The sequence below is a fragment of the Allotamlana fucoidanivorans genome, assembly GCF_045788535.1.
GTDB lineage: Bacteria > Bacteroidota > Bacteroidia > Flavobacteriales > Flavobacteriaceae > Allotamlana > Allotamlana fucoidanivorans.
On the sequence record NZ_CP074074.1, the window covers coordinates 834224 to 855213 of the forward strand.

22 protein-coding genes are annotated in these 20990 nt (G+C 35.8%); 10 read left to right on the plus strand and 12 right to left on the minus strand.

Annotated elements, in window-relative coordinates; translation table 11 throughout:
• Positions 1-14: 14 nt before the first annotated feature.
• From sufB to KFZ70_RS03965, 6 genes are all read left to right on the plus strand, one after another.
• Positions 15-1463 (plus strand): Fe-S cluster assembly protein SufB, encoded by a 1449-nt coding sequence (sufB, locus tag KFZ70_RS03940; protein WP_139696925.1) that lies wholly within the window; start codon positions 15-17, stop codon positions 1461-1463.
• Between the two features lie 12 nt (positions 1464-1475).
• Positions 1476-1871 (plus strand): hypothetical protein, encoded by a 396-nt coding sequence (locus tag KFZ70_RS03945; protein WP_139696923.1) that lies wholly within the window; start codon positions 1476-1478, stop codon positions 1869-1871.
• 12 nt (positions 1872-1883) lie between these two features.
• On the plus strand, positions 1884-2636 hold the full coding sequence (sufC, locus tag KFZ70_RS03950; RefSeq protein ID WP_139696921.1) for a Fe-S cluster assembly ATPase SufC: 753 nt from the start codon (positions 1884-1886) through the stop codon (positions 2634-2636).
• A 10-nt stretch (positions 2637-2646) separates the two neighbouring features.
• Positions 2647-3960: a Fe-S cluster assembly protein SufD gene (gene sufD, locus KFZ70_RS03955; protein WP_139696919.1), complete on the plus strand. Its 1314-nt coding sequence runs from the start codon at positions 2647-2649 to the stop codon at positions 3958-3960.
• Between the two features lie 93 nt (positions 3961-4053).
• Entirely contained in the window at positions 4054-5268 is a 1215-nt protein-coding gene (locus KFZ70_RS03960; RefSeq protein ID WP_139697268.1) for an aminotransferase class V-fold PLP-dependent enzyme, read from the plus strand.
• A 148-nt stretch (positions 5269-5416) separates the two neighbouring features.
• Positions 5417-6502 (plus strand): zinc metalloprotease, encoded by a 1086-nt coding sequence (locus KFZ70_RS03965; RefSeq protein WP_139696917.1) that lies wholly within the window; start codon positions 5417-5419, stop codon positions 6500-6502.
• A 74-nt stretch (positions 6503-6576) separates the two neighbouring features.
• On the opposite strand, the gene fbp is transcribed toward KFZ70_RS03965, so the two are convergent.
• Positions 6577-7584: a class 1 fructose-bisphosphatase gene (gene fbp / locus KFZ70_RS03970; protein WP_139696916.1), complete on the minus strand. Its 1008-nt coding sequence runs from the start codon at positions 7582-7584 to the stop codon at positions 6577-6579.
• Positions 7585-7701: 117 nt separating this feature from the next.
• Here fbp and KFZ70_RS03975 point away from each other — a divergent pair, with 117 nt between their 5' ends.
• Genes KFZ70_RS03975 through KFZ70_RS03985 form a run of 3 tightly spaced genes read left to right on the plus strand, consistent with a single transcriptional unit; the run spans position 7702 to position 11280 of the window.
• Positions 7702-8181 carry a GNAT family N-acetyltransferase gene (locus KFZ70_RS03975; RefSeq protein ID WP_139696913.1) on the plus strand — a complete coding sequence of 160 codons (480 nt, stop codon included), beginning with the start codon at positions 7702-7704 and terminating at the stop codon, positions 8179-8181.
• Between the two features lies 1 nt (position 8182).
• Complete coding sequence (locus KFZ70_RS03980; RefSeq protein WP_139696911.1) at positions 8183-9433, plus strand: aspartate kinase; 1251 nt, start codon at positions 8183-8185, stop codon at positions 9431-9433.
• A 23-nt stretch (positions 9434-9456) separates the two neighbouring features.
• Positions 9457-11280, plus strand: coding sequence for a lysophospholipid acyltransferase family protein (locus tag KFZ70_RS03985; protein WP_139696910.1), 1824 nt, complete (start codon positions 9457-9459; stop codon positions 11278-11280).
• A 27-nt stretch (positions 11281-11307) separates the two neighbouring features.
• On the opposite strand, the gene KFZ70_RS03990 is transcribed toward KFZ70_RS03985, so the two are convergent.
• Genes KFZ70_RS03990 through KFZ70_RS04000 form a run of 3 tightly spaced genes read right to left on the minus strand, consistent with a single transcriptional unit; the run spans position 11308 to position 12791 of the window.
• Complete coding sequence (locus KFZ70_RS03990; protein WP_139696908.1) at positions 11308-11913, minus strand: low molecular weight phosphatase family protein; 606 nt, start codon at positions 11911-11913, stop codon at positions 11308-11310.
• Between the two features lie 13 nt (positions 11914-11926).
• Entirely contained in the window at positions 11927-12418 is a 492-nt protein-coding gene (locus tag KFZ70_RS03995) for a DUF6428 family protein (RefSeq protein WP_139696906.1), read from the minus strand.
• Between the two features lie 49 nt (positions 12419-12467).
• Positions 12468-12791 (minus strand): helix-turn-helix transcriptional regulator, encoded by a 324-nt coding sequence (locus KFZ70_RS04000; protein WP_139696904.1) that lies wholly within the window; start codon positions 12789-12791, stop codon positions 12468-12470.
• Positions 12792-12947: 156 nt separating this feature from the next.
• Here KFZ70_RS04000 and bglX point away from each other — a divergent pair, with 156 nt between their 5' ends.
• Positions 12948-15212 carry a beta-glucosidase BglX gene (gene bglX, locus KFZ70_RS04005; protein ID WP_139696902.1) on the plus strand — a complete coding sequence of 755 codons (2265 nt, stop codon included), beginning with the start codon at positions 12948-12950 and terminating at the stop codon, positions 15210-15212.
• Between the two features lie 55 nt (positions 15213-15267).
• Here the strand turns inward: bglX and KFZ70_RS04010 are convergent, their stop codons facing one another.
• The 8 genes from KFZ70_RS04010 to rsmA all read right to left on the minus strand — a co-directional run bounded on the left by KFZ70_RS04010 (position 15268) and on the right by rsmA (position 20963).
• Complete coding sequence (locus tag KFZ70_RS04010; RefSeq protein WP_139696900.1) at positions 15268-15615, minus strand: TM2 domain-containing protein; 348 nt, start codon at positions 15613-15615, stop codon at positions 15268-15270.
• A gap of 55 nt (positions 15616-15670) precedes the next feature.
• Positions 15671-16435: a sulfite exporter TauE/SafE family protein gene (locus KFZ70_RS04015; RefSeq protein WP_139696898.1), complete on the minus strand. Its 765-nt coding sequence runs from the start codon at positions 16433-16435 to the stop codon at positions 15671-15673.
• A gap of 29 nt (positions 16436-16464) precedes the next feature.
• On the minus strand, positions 16465-16851 hold the full coding sequence (locus KFZ70_RS04020) for a VOC family protein (RefSeq protein ID WP_139696896.1): 387 nt from the start codon (positions 16849-16851) through the stop codon (positions 16465-16467).
• An 8-nt stretch (positions 16852-16859) separates the two neighbouring features.
• Entirely contained in the window at positions 16860-17231 is a 372-nt protein-coding gene (locus KFZ70_RS04025; RefSeq protein ID WP_139696893.1) for a VOC family protein, read from the minus strand.
• A 20-nt stretch (positions 17232-17251) separates the two neighbouring features.
• On the minus strand, positions 17252-17710 hold the full coding sequence (locus KFZ70_RS04030; RefSeq protein WP_139696892.1) for a DUF1801 domain-containing protein: 459 nt from the start codon (positions 17708-17710) through the stop codon (positions 17252-17254).
• A gap of 24 nt (positions 17711-17734) precedes the next feature.
• Entirely contained in the window at positions 17735-18670 is a 936-nt protein-coding gene (locus KFZ70_RS04035) for a 2-hydroxyacid dehydrogenase (protein ID WP_139696890.1), read from the minus strand.
• Between the two features lie 92 nt (positions 18671-18762).
• Positions 18763-20139, minus strand: a complete 1377-nt coding sequence (gene mgtE, locus KFZ70_RS04040; protein WP_199240676.1) for a magnesium transporter — start codon at positions 20137-20139, stop codon at positions 18763-18765.
• A gap of 50 nt (positions 20140-20189) precedes the next feature.
• Positions 20190-20963, minus strand: a complete 774-nt coding sequence (gene rsmA / locus KFZ70_RS04045) for a 16S rRNA (adenine(1518)-N(6)/adenine(1519)-N(6))-dimethyltransferase RsmA (RefSeq protein ID WP_139696888.1) — start codon at positions 20961-20963, stop codon at positions 20190-20192.
• Positions 20964-20990: the final 27 nt, after the last annotated feature.

Consider the following 20990-nt stretch of genomic DNA (forward strand, 5'->3'; position numbering starts at 1 on the left):
ATTAAAACCAAATTATGTCTAAGTATACCGAGGATGATTTACGCGAAGAGCTAAAAACCAAAGAATACGAATACGGTTTTTATACCGATATAGAATCTGACACCTTTCCTAATGGCTTAAATGAAGATATTGTAAGAGCCATTTCAAAAAAGAAAGAAGAACCAGAATGGATGACGGAGTGGCGTTTGCAAGCCTTTCGTGCTTGGGAGCAAATGATTGAACCTGAATGGGCTAACGTACATTATGAAAAGCCTAATTTTCAAGCGATATCTTACTACTCAGCACCAAATAGCAAACCTAAATATGATAGTTTAGATGAAGTTGACCCTGAATTACTGGCTACATTTGAAAAGCTAGGTATTTCTTTAGATGAACAAAAGAAATTAGCTGGGGTAGCTATGGATGTAGTGGTTGATTCGGTTTCTGTAGCAACAACATTTAAAAAGACGCTAGCCGAGCAAGGCATTATCTTTATGAGTATTTCGGAAGCTATCAAAGAACACCCTGACCTGGTAAAAAAATATATTGGTACAGTGGTACCTCAAAAAGACAATTTTTACGCGGCCTTAAATTCTGCGGTATTCAGTGATGGTTCGTTCTGTTACATTCCTAAAGGGGTAAGATGTCCTATGGAACTATCTACCTATTTTAGAATAAATCAAGCAGGTACCGGGCAATTTGAAAGAACTCTTGTTATTGCCGATGAAGGCAGTTACGTAAGCTATCTTGAAGGTTGTACAGCACCAAGTAGAGATGAAAATCAACTTCACGCCGCTGTTGTTGAATTAATCGCTTTAGATGATGCTGAAATAAAATATTCAACCGTACAAAACTGGTTTCCAGGAAACGCCGAAGGCAAAGGCGGGGTTTACAATTTTGTAACCAAACGTGGGTTATGCGAGACAAACGCTAAAATCTCATGGACCCAAGTTGAAACTGGTTCGGCAGTGACCTGGAAATATCCAAGCTGCGTACTAAAAGGAGATAATTCGGTAGGTGAATTTTACTCAATCGCAGTGACTAATAATTACCAACAAGCCGATACGGGAACCAAAATGATTCACTTAGGTAAAAACACCAAGTCAACCATTATTTCAAAGGGTATTTCTGCTGGTAAATCACAAAATAGTTACCGCGGTTTGGTTCAAGTAAGTTCAAGGGCTGAAAATGCACGCAACTTTTCACAATGTGATAGTTTACTTATGGGCAATGAATGTGGTGCGCATACCTTCCCATACATAGAAGCAAAAAATAAAACAGCAAAAATAGAGCACGAAGCCACCACCAGTAAAATTGGAGAAGATCAAATTTTTTATTGTAATCAACGTGGTATAGACACCGAAAAAGCGATTGCGTTAATTGTAAATGGTTTTAGCAAAGAAGTTTTAAATAAACTACCTATGGAATTTGCTGTTGAAGCTCAAAAACTTTTAGAAATAAGCTTAGAAGGTAGTGTTGGTTAATCGTTTCAAAACATGAAAAAAGTCATTCTCATCACGTTTATTTCACTGCTCTTTATGAGTTGTAAAAACGAGTCGAAATCCACGGATGCTAAATTAATTGAAGAGCAGGTAATCGCCGAAAAAAACGCACCACAGATCATAAAAGGTGAATTTGTGTATTTTGATGGCGCAGCCGTATTACAAACGCATAACGAAATATACGGTGTTTTAGTAACCGACAAAATGCTTGAACTTAACGAACAAGCTAAAACCCTAAAGACTGAACCAACAGATATGGTTTTGGTTGAAATTAAAGGACATATCACAAATAAAAAAGACGAAAAAATTCTTTGGGAAAACAAAATAGAAGTGGTTGAAATAATAAGTGTAAAGCCAGCCCCAAAAGAAGAAAATATTGTAAAATTATAGGAAACCAATAGTATGTTAAAAATTGAAAATTTACACGCAAGTGTTGAAGGGAAAAGTATCTTGAAAGGCATAAACCTTGAAGTAAAACCAGGAGAAGTTCATGCTATTATGGGGCCAAATGGGTCAGGAAAAAGCACACTTTCATCAGTAATAGCAGGTAAAGAAGAGTATGAAGTTACCGATGGTACTATTGAATTTGAAGGTGAAGATATTGAAGAATTAGCAGCTGAAGAACGTGCCCACAAAGGTATTTTCTTATCCTTTCAATATCCTGTAGAAATCCCAGGGGTTTCCGTTACAAACTTTATGAAAACGGCTATCAACGAATCTAGAAAAGCAAAAGGTTTAGAAGAAATGCCGGCTAAAGATATGTTGAAGCTTATTAGAGAAAAATCTGAATTACTTGAAATAGATCGTAAATTCTTATCGCGTTCTTTAAACGAAGGCTTTTCTGGTGGTGAGAAGAAACGTAACGAAATTTTCCAAATGGCCATGCTTGAACCTAAATTAGCCATTCTTGATGAAACAGACTCTGGTTTAGATATTGATGCGCTAAGAATTGTGGCTAACGGCGTTAATAAATTAAAAAGTAAAGACAATGCGGTTGTGGTTATTACTCACTACCAACGCTTGTTAGATTATATTGTGCCAGACTTTGTTCACGTTTTGCACAACGGAAAAATCGTGAAATCGGGCACCAAAGAATTGGCTCATGAGCTTGAAGAAAAAGGATACGACTGGATTAAAGAAGAAGTGAACGCTTAATACCAAGCCAATGGATTTAAAAGACAAATTAGTATCATCATTTTTAGCATTTGAGAACAAAGTTGATGTAGAAAGCTATGTTCACGGTGTAAGATCTGAGGCTATCAAAGTATTTGAAGAAAAAGGATTCCCTACCAAAAAGGAAGAAGCCTGGAAATATACTTCTCTAAACAGCATTTTAAAAGAAGACTACAGTGTGTTTCCAAAGCAAGAAAATGCACTAGAACACAGAGATGTTAAAGAATATCTTATTCATGAGATAGACACGTACAACATTGTTTTTATTGATGGTAAGTACTCATCACACCTATCTAGAACAACGCATGATGGGATGGATGTTTGCCTCATGTCAGCTGCCCTTAACAAGCCTAAGTATCGTTTGGTTATTGAAAAATACTTCAATAAAGCAGCCTCAAAAGACAGTTTAACCTCTCTAAATACCGCATTTTCAAGTGAAGGCGCTTACATTCATATTCCTAAAGGCACTATTGCCGATAAGCCCATTCAAATTATTCATTTCTCAACAGGTAATGAATCGGCCACTATGCTACAACCTAGAAATCTTATAGTTGTAGAAGAAAATAGTCATGTTCAAATTATTGAGCGTCATCAAAGTTTAACAGACAATCCGGTTTTAACCAACAGTGTTACCGAAATTTTCACAAGAAAACGTGCTATTGTTGATTATTATAAAATACAAAACGACACAGCGAACGCCTCTTTAATTGATAATACCTTTATCAATCAGGAACGCGAAAGCATCGCCTCAGTACATACCTTTTCTTTTGGTGGTAAATTAATACGCAACAACCTTAATTTTTATCAAAACGGTGAACGCATAGATTCTACCTTAAAAGGTGTCACTATTTTAGGAGACAAACAACACGTTGACCACAATACTTTGGTGCATCATATTGAACCAAACTGTGAGAGTCATCAAGACTACAAAGGTATTTTTGGGGATAATGCCACAGGCGTTTTCAACGGAAAAATTATAGTTGAAAAAGAAGCACAAAAAACAAACGCCTTTCAATCAAACAACAATATTTTAATAAGCGATAAAGCTTCTATTAACACCAAACCGCAACTTGAAATTTTTGCCGATGATGTAAAATGCTCTCATGGTTGTACCATTGGGCAACTTGATGAAAGTGCCTTGTTCTATATGCAATCTCGAGGAATTCCAAAAAAGGAAGCCAAGGCGTTATTAATGTATGCTTTTAGTAACAATGTACTTAGCTCGGTAAAAATTCCAGAGGTAAAACAACGTATCAACAAAATCATAGCCAATAAACTAGGTGTAAATATTGGGTTTGATTTGTAATATTTTTTTGAAGCTCATTCCCGCTATACGCTATATCTTTTTTTCGTCCCTCAAAAAAGGATGCCGCTACTATCGGGGCTAGACCAAACTGCTATGTTCAACGTAGAAACCATAAGACAAGACTTTCCCATTCTTTCTCGTAAAGTTAATGGCAAGCCATTAGTGTATTTTGACAATGCTGCAACATCACAAACCCCAAAGCAAGTTATTAAAGCGATTGTAGATTATTATTCAAACTACAACGCCAATATTCATCGTGGGGTTCATACCCTAAGTCAGGAAGCTACAGATTTATACGAACAAGCACGACAAAAAATACAATCGCATTTTAATGCCAAGTTTTCTCATGAAATCATTTTCACCTCAGGAACCACACACGGTATTAATTTGGTAGCCAATGGTTTTTCTTCACTTCTAAAAAAAGCCGATGAAATCATAGTTTCTGCCTTAGAACATCACTCCAATATTGTGCCTTGGCAAATGCTTTGCGAGCGTACAGGGGCTACACTCAAAGTCATTCCTATGAATGAAGATGGTGAACTCATCATGACAGACTATGACAAACTATTGTCAAAACACACAAAACTTGTTTTTGTAAACCACGTTTCCAATGCGTTAGGCACAGTAAACCCTATTGAATACATCATTGAAAAAGCCCATCAATTTGGTGCCGCTGTGCTTATTGATGGCGCGCAGTCTAGCCCGCACATTAAACCAGATGTTCAAAAACTAGATGTTGACTTTTACGTGGCTTCAGCGCACAAAATGTGTGGTCCTACAGGTGTTGGCATGCTTTATGGGAAAGAGGAATGGCTAAAAAAACTCCCCCCATACCAAGGTGGTGGTGAGATGATTGCCGAAGTTACCTTTGAAAAAACCTCCTACGCAGATTTACCACATAAATTTGAAGCGGGTACACCAAATATTGCCGGAGGTATTACCTTTGGTGCCGCTCTGGATTATATGAACGCCATAGGTTTTGAAAATATTGCTACTTATGAACATGAGCTTTTAAGTTACGCTACCGAACAATTATCAGCCATTAAAGGTTTGAAAATATACGGTACCTCTGCCCAAAAAACTTCTGTAATTTCCTTTAACCTTAAAGGCATCCACCCCTATGATGTGGGTACCATCCTAGACAAACTAGGCATTGCCGTAAGAACAGGACATCACTGTGCACAACCTATCATGGATTTTTATAAAATACCTGGAACCGTAAGAGCTTCTCTAGCGTTTTACAACACTAAAGCTGAGATTGATGCCTTAGTAGAAGGCGTTAAGAAAGCAAAAATGATGCTGTCTTAAAATAACTTTCATTTTTCGCCAAAACCGAAAAACACATTATAACAATTATGCTTTTCGGCACTTGTTTTACGTTTTTTGCCCAAATAAAATTAAAGATTTAAAGATTTGTTTTATCTTATAAGCTCTGACTAATTCAAATCTTTCAAAAATGAAAAGACTACTTTTCTTCATTATGACTGTAGGGCTAGTATTTACATCCTGTGACAGTAACAAAAACGAAATCACACCGATAAATCAAGATATTGATATGAGTGATTTTTATGTTTATACTGATGATTATGATGCTTCTGCATCAAAAACAGTAAGCAGCAAAGACAAAGTAAAAACATGTTACACCATGAAAATGCTAAATAAACAGTTGCTGGAAAATCCAAGCTTAGAGCGTAAAATGTATGAAATTGAATACCATACGAGAAGGTTTATTTCCTCAAAAAAACCAAGTGGTGTTGGTAATGGCAATAATGGCGGAAATAATGGTGATAATGGTGGAAGTGAAGAACCTGTTGATGATGGTTTAGGAACTTTAAACATTCCTGTTTATGTGTATGTTATTTACTCAAATAGTCAACAAAACATAAGTGACGCCCAAATTAATTCACAAATTACTGTTTTAAATAATGATTTTAATGACGCGGATTTTAGTGATGTTCGTCATGAATTTCAAAATTTAGGTGCAGACATTGATATTAATTTTAACTTACAAGTTATTGACAGAGAGTATAACTCCAGAACAGATTGGGGTTTAAATGATGCTGTAAAAGCAGCATACCCTGCAGTAAATGGCTATTTAACCATGTGGGTAGCTCCTATTACTCCAGGATATTTAGGTTATGCACAGTTTCCTGGTGGTAAAGCCAGTACAGATGGCGTTGTTATGTCTCCACAATACTTTGGCTCTTCAGAATATGATACTCAAGGTAACTTCTATTTAGATGCCCCCTTTGATCTAGGTAGAACTACCACGCATGAGGTTGGTCATTGGATGAATTTACGACATATTTGGGGTGATGGTAGATGTAGACAAGATGATTTTGTGAGTGACACACCGTCATCAGATGGGCCTAATTATAGGTGTGATTTGCTTGAAGTGAGTTGTAAATCAACGGATATGGTAGAAAACTATATGGATTACTCAGATGATGGCTGTATGGGTCTTTTTACAAATGGTCAAAAATTTAGAATGCGTGCTGTATTTGCCTCTGGTGGTCCCAGAGCAGCTTTGGTTGGGAACTAAAAATAGGTTTTAACGCAATAAAAATTAAGACGCCAAAAAGTTGACGTCTTAATTTTTATTGCGTTAATTATGTCTTACTGAGCATTTCTCATAAACTCTTCAGCTTTTTCTACCATGTTTTTACTGCCACAAATAAAGGGTACCCGTTGATGTAGTTCTGTAGGTTCAACATCTAATGTCCGTGTAAAACCATCACTTGATTTGCCATTAGCCTGCTCGGCTAAAAAAGCCATAGGGTTGCATTCATATAGTAAACGCAATTTACCATTAGGATTTTTTGAACTTTGAGGGTATAAATAAATACCCCCTTTAATCATGTTTCTGTGAAAATCTGAAACCAAAGACCCAATATACCGCGAGGTGTACGGCCTATCCCCTTCTTCTTCTTGGCAATACTTGATATAATTCTTTATTCCCTGAGGAAAATGAATATAATTGCCTTCATTCACCGAATAAATATTGCCGTCCTCTGGAAATTCCATGTTTGGGTGCGATAAATAAAACGAACCAATAGCAGGATTCAAAGTAAACCCATTAACACCATGCCCTGTAGTATATACTAACATGGTTGACGTTCCATAAACCACATAGCCCGCAGCCACTTGTTCACTACCCTTTTGCAGAAAATCTTCTAATTGTACTGGGGTTCCTACTGGAGTCACTCTTCTGTAAATAGAGAAAATGGTTCCAACAGATACATTAACATCAATATTTGAAGACCCATCTAAAGGATCAATCAGTACTACGTATTTATTTTGATGGTTTTTATCTTGACTATTTATTGAAATAAAATCATCTTCTTCTTCGCTGGCAATTCCACAAACTATATTTCGCTTGGTTAGGGTTTGAATAAATTTATCATTTGCATAAACATCTAATTTTTGTTGGTCTTCACCTTGAATATTTGTATCACCAGCAGCTCCAATAATATCAACCAAGCCCGCTTTATTAACCTCATGGTTAACAATCTTTGCGGCTAACCTAATAGAATTAAGCAAACTGGATAACTCCCCTGATGAATACTGAAATGATGATTGATTTTTAATAATAAACTCTCCTAACGTTTGTTTTTGCTCAGACATAAAAGTTTGTTTTGTGGTGTTTGAATGTTTACAAATTTAATTAACTATATCGTTTTCGGAACAGTAATTTATCTAATATATTTAACTTTAAACTATATTTGAACAATTATAAAAACTATGGCCGTTATAATAAGGGATTCGCAAAAAAAGGACATGCATCAGGTGCTTCGTTTAATTCAAGAACTTGCTATTTTTGAGAAAGAACCAGATGCTGTTGAAATTACTGTTACCGATTTGGAAAATGATGGCTTTGGCTCCCATCCTGCATTTCATTGTTTTGTAGCCGAAGTAGATTCAAAAATTGTGGGTATCGCTCTTATTTATAACCGGTACTCAACCTGGAAAGGCAAAGCCATTCATTTAGAAGATTTAATAGTTAGTGAAGCTATGCGTGGTACTGGAATAGGAACCGCGCTACTCAACGAAGTGATTAAATATGGACATAGTCTTGGTGTAAAACGAATCAATTGGGAAGTTCTAGACTGGAATGAACCTGCCATTGAATTTTATGAAAGTAAAGGCGCCAAAGTGATGCGTGACTGGGATGTAGTGCAGTTAAACGAAGAGGCCATAAATAATTACATAGCAACCATATAACATGCAAATATTTAAGTTTGGTGGAGCTTCTGTAAAAGATGCCGAGGGTGTAAAAAACCTCCTCTCTGTCTTACTTCAGGTTGGTTATAAAAATACGCTTATTGTAGTTTCTGCCATGGGAAAAACAACCAACGCACTTGAGGCAGTCATCAAAAATTATTTGGATAATACGGCTGCTTTACAAAGTGCCCTTCAAGAGGTTAAAAAATTTCACAATGCCATTCTTTTAGATCTTTTTGAAGATGAACATGCACCTGTATTTAAAAAGGTTAATACACTATTTGATGATTTAAATACTTTTATGCGCATGAACAAATCACCCGATTATAATTTTGTTTATGATCAAGTAGTGGGGTTTGGCGAATTAATTTCAACAACCATTGTTAGTGAATACCTAAACGCAAAAGGTCTGAAAAATAATTGGATAGATGTAAGAACCCAAATAAAAACAGACAATTACTATAGAAATGCGCGTGTTAACTGGAAAGACACACAAACGTTAATAACAAATAGTTTAGACACATCGGTATTAAATATCACACAAGGATTTTTAGGTAGTGACACCAATAATTTCACCACAACCTTAGGAAGAGAAGGTAGTGATTATACTGCAGCGATATACGCCTATTGCTTGAATGCTAAGAGTGTTACCATTTGGAAAGATGTTTCAGGTGTTTTAAATGCAGATCCTAGATATTTTGAACAAGCTCAGTTATTAAACAACATATCATATAGTGAAGCTATAGAATTGGCCTTTTATGGCGCTTCAATTATTCATCCTAAAACCATTCAACCTCTGCAACGCAAAGAAATTCCTTTGTACGTTAAATCGTTTATAAACCCTAAATCTGATGGGTCTCAAATTGGGAAAAATGTAACACTAAGTCCAATGATTCCTTGCTTTATTGTGAAAAAAAATCAAGTTCTTATCTCCCTTTCCTCATTAGATTTCTCATACATCGTAGAAGATAATATTAGTGAAATTTTTGGTTTATTGCACACCTATAAAATGAAAGTGGATGTGATACAAAATTCAGCTATCAGTTTTTCGGTCTGCGTAGATAACGTTTATAATAATCTGGATAAATTAATTCATCATTTAAAAGCAAAATTTAAAGTGTCCTGCCATGAAAACGTATCCCTCTATACTATAAGACATTACACTGAAAATACTATTAACCAATTAGAGTTAGGAAAAACCATACTACTAAAACAATTAACACAAGACACCGTTCAACTAGTAACGAAATAAACATTTTTAGTACATTTACACTTATGACTAAACAACAGGACGTAGGATTAGTTAACGCTAAGGAAGTAGCCAAAGCCATTCAGTTAAACAAGTATGGTTTTGTTGGCACGTTTATTGGCTGGCTTTTAATGAAAGTACTAAAAATATCTACCCTTAATAAAATATACAAACGAAATAAACATTTAAGTGAAGTCCCCTTCCTTGATGCTATTCTGGGTGATTTCCAGATTAAATTTGAAATTCCTGAAGAAGATTTAAAACGGCTCCCGAAAGAAGGGGCGTATATTACCATTTCAAATCATCCGCTAGGTGGTATTGACGGTATTTTACTTTTAAAATTGATGCTTGAGCAGCGTGATGATTTTAAAATAATTGCCAACTTTTTATTGCATAGAATTGAACCTATGAAGCCCTACATCATGCCTGTTAACCCTTTTGAAGACAGAAAAGATGCTAAATCTAGTTTGACTGGGTTTAAAAATGCTATTCTACATTTAAGAAATGGGCATCCCTTAGGTATCTTTCCAGCAGGCGAAGTATCTACTTATAAAGATGGAAAATTGGTAGTTGATAAACCGTGGGAAGAGGCCGCTATGAAACTTATTCAAAAAGCTGGTGTACCCGTAGTGCCTATTTATTTTCATGCTAAAAACAGCAGGCTCTTTTACAAACTATCTCAAATCAGTGATACGTTTAGAACCGCTAAATTACCTTCGGAATTATTAACACAAAAAAATCGTGTTATTAAGGTTAGAATTGGAAAACCCGTGTCTGTAGTCGACCAAAAAGAGCATGCAACACTACATGAATTCACTGAGTTTTTAAGGCGTAAAACCTATATGCTGGCCAATTCTTTTGAAGACAAGAAAAAAATGTTAGATAATTTGTCTTCATCTCTAAAAACACCGAGAGCGCCCAAAAACATTGTAACTCCTGTTGATTGCAATGTGATGACGCTTGAAGTGGAAGCTTTACGTAAATCGGATTGCAGGCTTCTACAAAGTAAAAACTACGAGGTATTTTTAGCGGAAGCTAACAAAATTCCTAATATATTAAGAGAAATTGGTAGGCTTAGAGAGATTACCTTTAGAGAAGTAGGCGAAGGCACCAATGAAGCCATTGACCTAGATCCTTTTGATGAGTACTACCACCACATGTTCCTATGGGATAATGATAAAAAACTTTTGGCTGGTGCTTACCGCATGGGCTTAGGTTCCAGAATTTATGCTAAATATGGTATAAATGGCTTCTACCTTCAAGATTTATTTCGGTTTGAACCCGAGCTTCATAAAATGATGAGCCAATCTATTGAAATGGGGCGCGCTTTCATCATAAAAGAGTACCAGCAAAAACCCATGCCTTTGTTTTTACTCTGGAAAGGTATTGTTCATACCACACTTCGCTTCCCAGAACATAAATATTTAATAGGTGGCGTGAGTATTAGTAATCAGTTTTCCAACTTCTCAAAATCGTTGATGATTGAGTTTATGAAATCGCATTACTATGACCCTTATATTGCGCAATACGTTCGGCCTAAAAAAGAGTTTAAAGTAAAACTAAAAGACGCTGATAAAGATTTTGTTTTTGATGAAACTGAGGCAGACTTAAATAAGTTTGATAAATTCATTGATGAAATTGAACCAGGAGCTTTACGTTTACCTGTTTTACTTAAAAAATACATCAAGCAAAATGCAAAATTGGTAGCCTTTAATGTAGACCCCCTTTTTAATAATGCCGTAGATGGCTTGATGTATATTAAAATTGCCGATTTACCAGAAAGTACTGTTCGCCCTGTTATGGAAGAGTTTCAGGCTGAACTAGAACGTAAGTTCACAGAGTCAAAATAACTCTATTTTCAGCCCAAACCTTAAGTATTAAAGACTTGAAAAAATATATTTCATCTCGGTAGCAATTTCTAAACTACGATTGAAATAGGTTTCCGTTTGTTCTGGTGTTCCATCAGACTTTTTTGGGTCTTCATACATTATAGCAAAACGTTTATCACAACCAGACACCATAGGACAAGCTTCATCGGCCGATGAACACGTCATGATAGCTGCAAAAGCTGATTTCGGATTAAAAGCATGATCAAAGGTCTTTGAAAAGGCTACTATAGCGGGTTCATTATCATCAAATTTAATGGCATAAACAGGATTATCTCCTTCAGATAAATTACTTATTTGAAACCCCTGATTAACCAACGTTTCTCCTACTTTAGGAAACATGGCCGTTGCTTCCGTTCCTCCAGAATAGCAGCTTATCTTTTTAACGCCATATTGTGCCGCCATAGTCTGTGCCCAGACTTGTGACAGATGACTTCTACGCGAATTATGAGTACAAATAAAATTTAAACGTATAGGAGTCTTTCCTTTTATTTTTTCCTTTAAATATTCAATAACGGGTTGAAGTATTTGCTTTCTTTCTTCAGTAATGTTATCGGTATTTAGCGTATTGATAACTTCGGTAATTTTTTCAATCATAGTCCTTCTTATATTAACAACATCCACTTTCTGGCGAACAACATGCAGATGCATCTACAATCTCCACTTCCTCAGGAAGCCCACAAGTTGATTTCGCCTTACAGTCGGTTTTTTCAGCCGCTAATTTAACAATTAACCTATCCCCATGTATTTCAAAATTGTTAACAAACAACTGAGCGGTATGAAACTGTGAATTACCGTATTCAAATTTTATTTCAGAATGCAAATCATAAGGCTTCATAGTGCCGACTTTTTTAAAAATACCAAGTGCTTTATACACACCCATAAATTCTGTTTTATTAAGTTCTGAAGGGCTTTCCCATAATTGCACCACCGTTTCATTCCAAGAATCCATTTGAGCTCCACAATCTACAGCATCAATCCCTACATGCTTCACTTCTGTAATATGGTAGTTGGCTCCAACTAGTTTTTTAGGAGCATATTCAAATAATAGTGCTTTATTTTTATGAGCTTCTAATACTTCAAAAAAATCTTGTGTTTTCATGTTATTTTTATTTAATCTATTTCCAGTTTTTATGATCCCTTAAGGCGATTTAGCAGCAATTAGACTTAGTGGTATTGAAAAATGAATTAAGTTGATTTTGAATATCATTCCATCGAACCATATCAATACAATAGCACATGCGCTTCCCCTCTATTTCACCTTTAAGTAAACCTAAACTTTTTAATTCCTTAAGATGCTGAGAAATGGTAGCTTGTGCTAAGCCAATTTCTTCAACAAGATCATTACATATACAGGCTTCCTGCTGACTTATATACTGCAGAATAGCAACACGAGCTGGGTGACCCAACACCTTAAAAAACTGTGCCAAATCATTCTGTCTATCTGTATATATTTGTGATTTTGTTAATCCCATATTTATAATTTACATATTGCAATATTACGATAATAAATCAAATTTCACAAACAATTAATTCCTTAATTATGAATGTGTATTTTACTTTTTAAAAAATACAGCCTCAAAAAGCGCTAAAAAATCCTTATTTTGTTACATCACTAAAAATCATGACCAATGAGATTATTACATGTTTGCTTAGGATTAGTTTTACCCTTTTTTGCTATAAGTCAATCTGATTATAAACCTACTACACCATTGCAATCACCAATTGATAAAAAAGTAGATTCATTATTAACGCTAATGACTTTGGAAGAAAAAGTTGGACAAATGAATCAATATAATGGGTTTTGGGAAGTTACTGGCCCTGCTCCAACAGAAGGAAATGCCGCAAAAAAATATGAACATTTACGCCAAGGCCTGGTGGGCTCAATGCTTAATGTAAGAGGTGTAAAAAATGTTTACGAAGTTCAAAAAATAGCAGTTGAAGAAACCCGATTAGGCATTCCGTTAATTATTGGATTTGATGTTATTCATGGCTATAAAACTATAAGTCCTATTCCCTTGGCCGAGTCAGCAAGTTGGGATTTAGAAGCCATTAAAAAATCATCAAGTGTAGCGGCAGATGAATCTGCTGCCGCTGGTATAAACTGGACCTTTGCTCCTATGGTTGATATTTCACGAGATGCGCGCTGGGGACGTGTCATGGAAGGTGCTGGTGAAGATGCGTTTCTTGGTTCAAAAATTGCGCAAGCAAGAGTTCAGGGCTTTCAAGGTGATAAACTCTCAGCCAACACCACTATTGCTGCCTGTGCAAAACACTTTGCTGCTTACGGATTTCCAGAAGCAGGACGAGACTACAACACCGTTGATATTGGCACATCTACATTATACAATCAAGTGTTCCCACCATTTAAAGCTGCAGCCGATAGTGACGTCAAAACGTTTATGAACGCATTTAACATTTTAAATGGTATTCCAGCTACCGGGAATGCGTTCTTACAACGCGATATTCTTAAAGGTAAATGGGGCTTTGAGGGCTTTGTTATTTCTGATTGGGGGTCGTTAAAAGAAATGATATCTCATGGTTTTGCTAAAGATTTAAAACAAGTTGCTGAAATAGCAGTCAAAGCCGGATCGGATATGGATATGGAATCTTATGCCTATGTTAATGAACTTGTTAAATTGGTTAAAGATGGCGTTGTAAACGAAGCTCTTGTTGATGATGCTGTCAAGCGTATTTTAAAAGTGAAATTTGAACTTGGGTTATTTGATGACCCATATAGATACTGTTCGTATGAGCGCGAACAAACTATAGGCAAGCCTGAACACCATGAAGCTGTTTTAGACATGGCGAAAAAATCCATCGTCCTTTTAAAAAATGAAAACAAACAACTTCCTCTTAAAAAGGAAGGTTTAAAAATTGCGTTAATAGGAAGCTTGGCTAATGACAAAGACAGCCCAATTGGTAGTTGGCGTGCTGCAGCTGAACCCAATTCGGCCGTGTCAGTTTTAGAAGGCTTGAAAAAGCACTCTGCAAATACCATAATTTACAGCGAAGGAGTAAAAGTACTCACAAGCAATCCCGGGTTTACTGGAAAAGCCAATATTAGCTATGATAAAAGTGGTTTTGCTGACGCCATAGCAACCGCTAAAAAGGCTGATGTTGTGGTTATGGTTTTGGGTGAACACGGTTTTCAAAGTGGAGAAGGCCGAAGTAGAGCCAACATTAACCTACCTGGTGTTCAACAAGAATTACTTGAAGCCGTATATGAAATTAATAAAAACATTGTATTGATACTTAATAATGGTAGACCATTAGCAATTCCATGGGCCGCGCAACATATACCTTCAATAGTTGAAGCTTGGCACTTAGGCTCGCAAAGTGGTAATGCCATTGCTCAAGTGGTGTTTGGGGATTACAACCCCAGCGGAAAACTCACAATGTCTTTCCCAAGATCGGTTGGACAAGTACCAATTATGTATAACAGGTACAATACAGGACGACCCGCAAACGCAGAAGACAACGTTTTTTGGTCCCATTATAGTGACGAAGAAAATTCGCCTCAATTTGTATTTGGTCATGGCTTAAGTTATTCTGAGTTTTCATACGAAGACCTTAACGTTACCGTCAATGCTGATTCAACACTATCCGTTTCAGTAAAAGTAACCAACACAAGCAGCATTGATGGAAAAGAGGTTGTACAACTCTATATCCATGATAAAGTGGCCAGCGTAGTGCGGCCCATTAAAGAGTTAAAAGGGTTTGAATTGGTAGCCTTTGAAGCTGGTGAAACCAAAACTATTAGGTTTACCCTGACTGAGCAAGAATTAGGCTTTTTTAATAATTTGGGTCAATGGCGATTTGAACCTGGAGATTTTAAAATATTCATTGGAGGAAGTTCAAATACAGTATTAGAAACCGAGGTAACCATAAAGTAACAAAACAAAAAAGGACTTCATAAAGCGAAGTCCTTTTGTAAATGGTTGCACAGGATTAAAACCAAGGTTTCTTTCCTACCTGATAAGTGTTATAAAAATCGGCGTCCGATTTTGTTAAATAAATAATGCCTTCTATAAACCCAATGATACTAGCAACACCACATGTAAGTATGGTAGCTATTAGTAATATGAAACCTTCTTTGTTGTAACCCAAAATAAATTTATGAATACCAAAACCTCCTAAGAGAATGCCTAAAATGCCAGCCAACACTTTTTTATTGTCTGTTGAGGCAAATGTTTCTTTAGCGTTGTTAGCAAATTCAGAAGCGGTTTCTTTGGCTTCGTTAGCAAACTCATTGGCTTTTTCTTTTAAATTGTCATTGGTATTTTTGTGATCTGACATGATAGTGAAGATTTTGATTAGACTTCAAAACTAATAAATTTTCACTACTAATTGATTACCTAAACAACATAATTATACCTCCAAGAGCAGTAACAAAAAGTATAAACCGTCGGTAATTAATATTTGAAATAAATTTTACAATATACACCCCTAGAAAAAAACCCGTAGTAACCACAGGTATTAATACCGCATTTAAAATCAAACTTTCTTTTGATACGGTGTTCCACACAAACATATGAAACGGCAGTTTAAATACATTTATAATGAAGAACAACCAGGCCGCCGTACCAATAAATTCATTTTTTGGAAAACGCATGGCCAGAAAATAAATGTTTGAAATAGGTCCTGCTAAATTACCAATCATAGTGGTAAATCCTGTTAAAAATCCCGTGCCACTTGAAAACCATGTATTTGTGGGTATCTGCTTTGATTTGCGGTTTTCCATAACAAACATAATCACCACTGAAGCCAATATAATGACCGCCATTAACCGTTTGAATAAGGTTTCAGAAATATCATTTCCAATCCAAACACCCACCAAAACACCAATAATCATCCATGGTAAGAGTATTTTTATATATTTCCATTGGGCATGACTGTTGTAATAGGTTACCGCCAATATATCGGCACAAATAAGCTGAGGAAGCAAGATACCTGTTGAGGCTTTTTCGCCAAAAACGAAGGCCATGATCACCACTATGATGATACCAATGCCCTTGATACCTGATTTTGAAATACCCAATAAAAAAACGGCAAACCCAACAAATAACCAATCTACTGTACTAAGGTTATAGGATTTTAAAATATCTAAATAAGCCAAATGCTGTGATTAAATGTATCGGCCGAAAATTACAAAAAAGCGCGGTCTATTGGTTCCCAAAGTTCTATTTTATTCCCTTCATTATCTAAAATCCACGCGAATTTACCGTATTCAAACTCTTGCATGTCGCCTACTATGGTAACACCTTCATCTTTTAATGTTTCAAGTAATTCTTTTAGATGTTCAACCCTATAATTAAACATAAAGTCTTTCTGTACAGGCTGAAAGTATTCGGTATCTTCTGAAAAAGGGCTCCACTGTGTTGAGCAATCGTTTCCTTCTTTATCTTTCCACCAAAAGGTACAACCGTAATCATCTGTATTAAAACCTAAATGCTTTTTGTACCACTGTTTTGTTGCTTTTGGATCTTTGGTTTTAAAGAAAACTCCGCCAATTCCAGTTACGCGTTTTTTCATTTTTTTAGTTATACATGTTGGTCAATAAGAATCGTATTACCATCAGGATCATACAACACAATACTTCCTGGACCAGAACTGTTTTTATCTACTTCGCGCTCTAATGTGATGTTATGTTTTTTTAAATGATCTTGAATGCTTCTTACATCATCATAAGATGCAAGGGCATTAGCATTCTCATCCCAACCAGGGTTGAAGGTTAAAATATTTTGCTCAAACATTCCTTGAAATAACCCTATAATACTATTTCCATTTTTCATGATTACATAATGTTGATCAATATCTCCCGCAAACAGGCTAAACCCTAAACGCTCATAAAATATCTTAGACACTTTAATGTCTTTAACATTTAAACTGACTGAAAATGCTCCTAGTTTCATAAATACTAAAGTTTAATGGTTTAATTCTTTTTGATATTAGATTCATAAATAGCAATCCACTTCTGAACCGATATTTTTTCACAGAGTTCAGCAATAAGGGCAAAGGGTATGGTGTCTATCTTTTTAAAACGAATACAACTTTTACCCATATCTAATTTTCCCAAGCAATACTTCGGATACTCCTTAACAAACCAATCCTGTATTTCGGGCACAGCATATATACCACTGTGATATAAATTTATAGAGTTTTTTTGTGACGCAAAACTCATAAAAGGTAAGGGCTCTTTAGGATTGCAATGGTACCCGTTTGGATAAATACGGTGCGGAACAAAATAGCCAATCATGCCATATTGCATGCCCTCTTCAAAACCTTCGGGAAGATTATTTTTTATTGTTTCCCTAAGTTGTTTGGCAGCACTTTGGCGGTCTTGAGGAATTTGAGAAATATAATCTTCAGGAGAATTAGCTTGGTACTGCATCTTGTAAAACTTTAGATACTAAAGTTAACAAAATTTTGCTTTTATTTTATCTACAATGGTTTGGGCTAATTTTTCTTTGCTCTCAACAGTCCACCCCGCAACATGCGGCGTAAGCAATACATTTTCTGCCTGAATTACATACTGAAAAGCCTCTGGTAATTCAGACGAGAACAGCGTTTCAAATGAGGCTTTCTCATATTCCAAAACATCTAAACCTGCTCCTAAAATTTTACCAGATTGTAATGCTTCAACTAAATCTGCAGTCACTACACTTTTTCCTCTAGCTGTATTAATAAACCAGAACGACTGTTTAAAATCATTGATAAATTGTGCATTGATCATCCCCAGAGTCAAAGGAGTTTGCGGCGTATGCAAACTAACCACCTCAACCTTTTTTTGAAATTCTTCAAGTGAAACCTGTTTTGCATTCTCATCACCTACATCTTCCTTAATATCATAACACAACACCTGTACATCAAAACCACGGAGTTTCTTAGCAAAGGCTTTTCCCATATTACCGTACCCTATAAGCCCTATTGTTTTGCCATCTAATTCTACACCGCGATTAGCTTCCCGCAACCATTTACCTTCCCTTACTTCTCTGTCGGCTTTATTAAGTTTATTAAATAACGACAGTAACATTCCTAAAGCATGTTCTCCTACGGCATTTCGGTTACCTTCTGGAGCCGCAATAAGTGTAATACCTTTGCTATTAGCATAGTCACAATCAATATTTTCTAAACCTGCTCCTACCCGACCTATAAACTTTAGATTGGTCGCAGCATCTAAAAATGACTTGTCAATAGTAAATCGGCTTCGTATTACAATACCATCATAGCTTGAAATTTTCTTTTCTATATCTACTTTTGATGAAGTATAATCTTCGTCATTGGCAAACCCAAGATCTCGCAATTGATTGATTAAAAGGTCGTGATTGGTATCAAGGTGAAGGATCTTCATAAGTTATAAAATCTTCATTTTCTGAAGATGCATTTTATTGTTAAAAGTAAAAAAGTATGTGATACTGAAACAAGCCCAGCGAACCGAGCATTCTAAATTCCTAAAATCATTTTAGCAATCCAAAAGTAGATTAAAATGCCAAAAATATCATTACTTGTGGTAATAAAAGGTCCTGTAGCTATGGCTGGGTCAATACCACGTTTATCTAAAAACAAAGGAACAAAAGTACCTATTAAACCAGCAACAATAATAACCACCACCAGCGAAACCGAAATAGCAAAAGCCGTATTCATCTCACCCTTTGTTGCCCAAACAAAAAGAAACAAAAACATGGCTAAAATAACCCCGTTTAATGCTGCAAGTAGCATTTCCTTCAGCAAACGGCTATTAATACTTCCTTTTACATCGTCATTGGCTAAACCTTGAACAATAATAGCACTTGATTGCACACCCACATTTCCTGCCATAGCAGCTATTAATGGGGTAAAAAAGAACAAAACAGCATAGGTACTAAATGTTTCTTGAAACCCTTCCATAATTAAAAACGCTCCAACACCACCTACTAAGCCTAAAAACAACCAAGGTAATCGAGCACGCGTTAGTTGCAAAATGCTGTCATCGGCCTCTACGTCACTGGTAATACCAGCCGCCATTTGGTAATCTCTTTCTGCCTCTTCTTTCATAACATCTACAATGTCATCAATAGTAATACGCCCAAGCAGTACTTTATTGTCATCACTCTCAACCACAGGAATGGCTTCTAAATCATACTTTGCCATTAATCGGGCTACTTCCTCTACATCTTCATTCACATTAACATAATCAACATTTGAGATGTATATATCGGCTATTTTTTGATCGTTTTTTGCAACCACAAGATCTTTTAACGATAAGCGTCCCACCAATTTATTTTCCTTATCAACAACATACACAGAATGAACTCTAGTCACATCTTTAGCTTGCCCTCTTATGCGACGCAGACACCCAGCCACTGTCCATGTTTCATAAACTTTTACCAATTCTTTAGCCATTAAACTTCCTGCAGTATCATCTGCATAGGCTAAAAGTTCAGTAATCTCCGCTTTATGCTCTTCATCTTCAATTCTGGAAATTACTTCTCGTTGACGTTCCTCAGGCAATTCGGCAATAATATCGGCCGCATCATCGGTATCTAACTCTTCAACTTCATCGGCGATTTCTTGGGCAGATAGGCTTTTTAAAACTTTCTCACGATTATCTTCATCGAGTTCCATCAGAATATCTGATGTGGTTTCAGAATCTAAAAGCTTAATCACATAAACGGCGCTTTCTAAATTAAGTTCATCTAATATTTCGGCTATATCGGCGTAATGAAACTCATCTAAAACCTTTTTAAGCTCCTTATCATTTTGGGATTCAATAAGCTGCTCTACTTTTTCAACAAGTTGATTTGTTAATTGAAATTGTATGTTTTCTTTTTCTTCCGACATGTACTATAATCCTGAATTTTGAGTTCATCAAAATCACCTACAAAGATGTATTAACTATCCTCTGCTATCAACTGTGTAAGTTTAATAAATTCCTGAACACTTAATTGTTCTGGGCGTTTGCCAAATATACTATTTGCTTTTAAATTATCGGATAAATTGAATGTTTTTAAACTGTTACGAAGTGTTTTTCTACGTTGTTGAAATCCTGTTTTTACCACCTTAAAAAATAACGTTTCATCACAAGGTAAGCTAAAATCTTCTTTTCTGGTTAATCTTAAAACACCTGAATCTACTTTTGGAGGCGGACTGAATACATTTGGCGGTACTGTAAAAAGGTATTCGGCTTCATAAAAAGCTTGTGTTAATACAGATAGAATGCCATATATTTTTGAACCCTCTTTTGAACAAATACGTTGTGCCACCTCTTTTTGAAACATTCCTGAAAACTCTGGAATTTGGTTACGCATTTTTAAAGCCTTAAAAACAATTTGACTTGAAATATTATATGGGAAATTGCCAATGATAGCAAAAGGTTGATTCTTAAATACGGTGTTTAAATCATACTTTAAAAAATCTTGTTCTAAAATTCTAGGCGCTAAGTTTAGGTAATTGGCTTTTAAATACGTTACAGATTCTGGATCAATTTCAATAACATAGGTTGTTATGTTTTTTTTAACCAAATATTTGGTTAGAACGCCCATACCTGGCCCTATTTCTAAAACATTTTGATAGCCTTGTAACGACAGGGTATCTGCTATTTTCTGCGCTACAGATTCGTCATTTAAAAAATGTTGACCGAGATGTTTTTTAGCTTTTACTGTCATGAGTCTAAATAGATTTTACCTTTGCTT

Excerpts from the sequence above, each read along its gene's own strand:
- KFZ70_RS03980 (WP_139696911.1), top strand. The coding sequence starts at position 8,183 with ATGCAAATATTTAAGTTTGGTGGAGCTTCTGTAAAAGATGCCGAGGGT.
- KFZ70_RS04030 (WP_139696892.1), bottom strand. The coding sequence starts at position 17,710 with ATGCAGTACCAAGCTAATTCTCCTGAAGATTATATTTCTCAAATTCCT.
- fbp (WP_139696916.1), bottom strand. The coding sequence starts at position 7,584 with ATGTCTGAGCAAAAACAAACGTTAGGAGAGTTTATTATTAAAAATCAA.
- KFZ70_RS03960 (WP_139697268.1), top strand. The coding sequence starts at position 4,054 with ATGTTCAACGTAGAAACCATAAGACAAGACTTTCCCATTCTTTCTCGT.
- mgtE (WP_199240676.1), bottom strand. The coding sequence starts at position 20,139 with ATGTCGGAAGAAAAAGAAAACATACAATTTCAATTAACAAATCAACTT.
- KFZ70_RS04000 (WP_139696904.1), bottom strand. The coding sequence starts at position 12,791 with ATGGGATTAACAAAATCACAAATATATACAGATAGACAGAATGATTTG.
- KFZ70_RS03975 (WP_139696913.1), top strand. The coding sequence starts at position 7,702 with ATGGCCGTTATAATAAGGGATTCGCAAAAAAAGGACATGCATCAGGTG.
- KFZ70_RS03995 (WP_139696906.1), bottom strand. The coding sequence starts at position 12,418 with ATGAAAACACAAGATTTTTTTGAAGTATTAGAAGCTCATAAAAATAAA.
- rsmA (WP_139696888.1), bottom strand. The coding sequence starts at position 20,963 with ATGACAGTAAAAGCTAAAAAACATCTCGGTCAACATTTTTTAAATGAC.
- sufD (WP_139696919.1), top strand. The coding sequence starts at position 2,647 with ATGGATTTAAAAGACAAATTAGTATCATCATTTTTAGCATTTGAGAAC.
- KFZ70_RS03990 (WP_139696908.1), bottom strand. The coding sequence starts at position 11,913 with ATGATTGAAAAAATTACCGAAGTTATCAATACGCTAAATACCGATAAC.
- KFZ70_RS04025 (WP_139696893.1), bottom strand. The coding sequence starts at position 17,231 with ATGAAACTAGGAGCATTTTCAGTCAGTTTAAATGTTAAAGACATTAAA.
- KFZ70_RS03945 (WP_139696923.1), top strand. The coding sequence starts at position 1,476 with ATGAAAAAAGTCATTCTCATCACGTTTATTTCACTGCTCTTTATGAGT.
- sufC (WP_139696921.1), top strand. The coding sequence starts at position 1,884 with ATGTTAAAAATTGAAAATTTACACGCAAGTGTTGAAGGGAAAAGTATC.
- KFZ70_RS04020 (WP_139696896.1), bottom strand. The coding sequence starts at position 16,851 with ATGAAAAAACGCGTAACTGGAATTGGCGGAGTTTTCTTTAAAACCAAA.
- KFZ70_RS04010 (WP_139696900.1), bottom strand. The coding sequence starts at position 15,615 with ATGTCAGATCACAAAAATACCAATGACAATTTAAAAGAAAAAGCCAAT.
- KFZ70_RS03965 (WP_139696917.1), top strand. The coding sequence starts at position 5,417 with ATGAAAAGACTACTTTTCTTCATTATGACTGTAGGGCTAGTATTTACA.
- bglX (WP_139696902.1), top strand. The coding sequence starts at position 12,948 with ATGAGATTATTACATGTTTGCTTAGGATTAGTTTTACCCTTTTTTGCT.
- KFZ70_RS04035 (WP_139696890.1), bottom strand. The coding sequence starts at position 18,670 with ATGAAGATCCTTCACCTTGATACCAATCACGACCTTTTAATCAATCAA.
- KFZ70_RS03985 (WP_139696910.1), top strand. The coding sequence starts at position 9,457 with ATGACTAAACAACAGGACGTAGGATTAGTTAACGCTAAGGAAGTAGCC.
- sufB (WP_139696925.1), top strand. The coding sequence starts at position 15 with ATGTCTAAGTATACCGAGGATGATTTACGCGAAGAGCTAAAAACCAAA.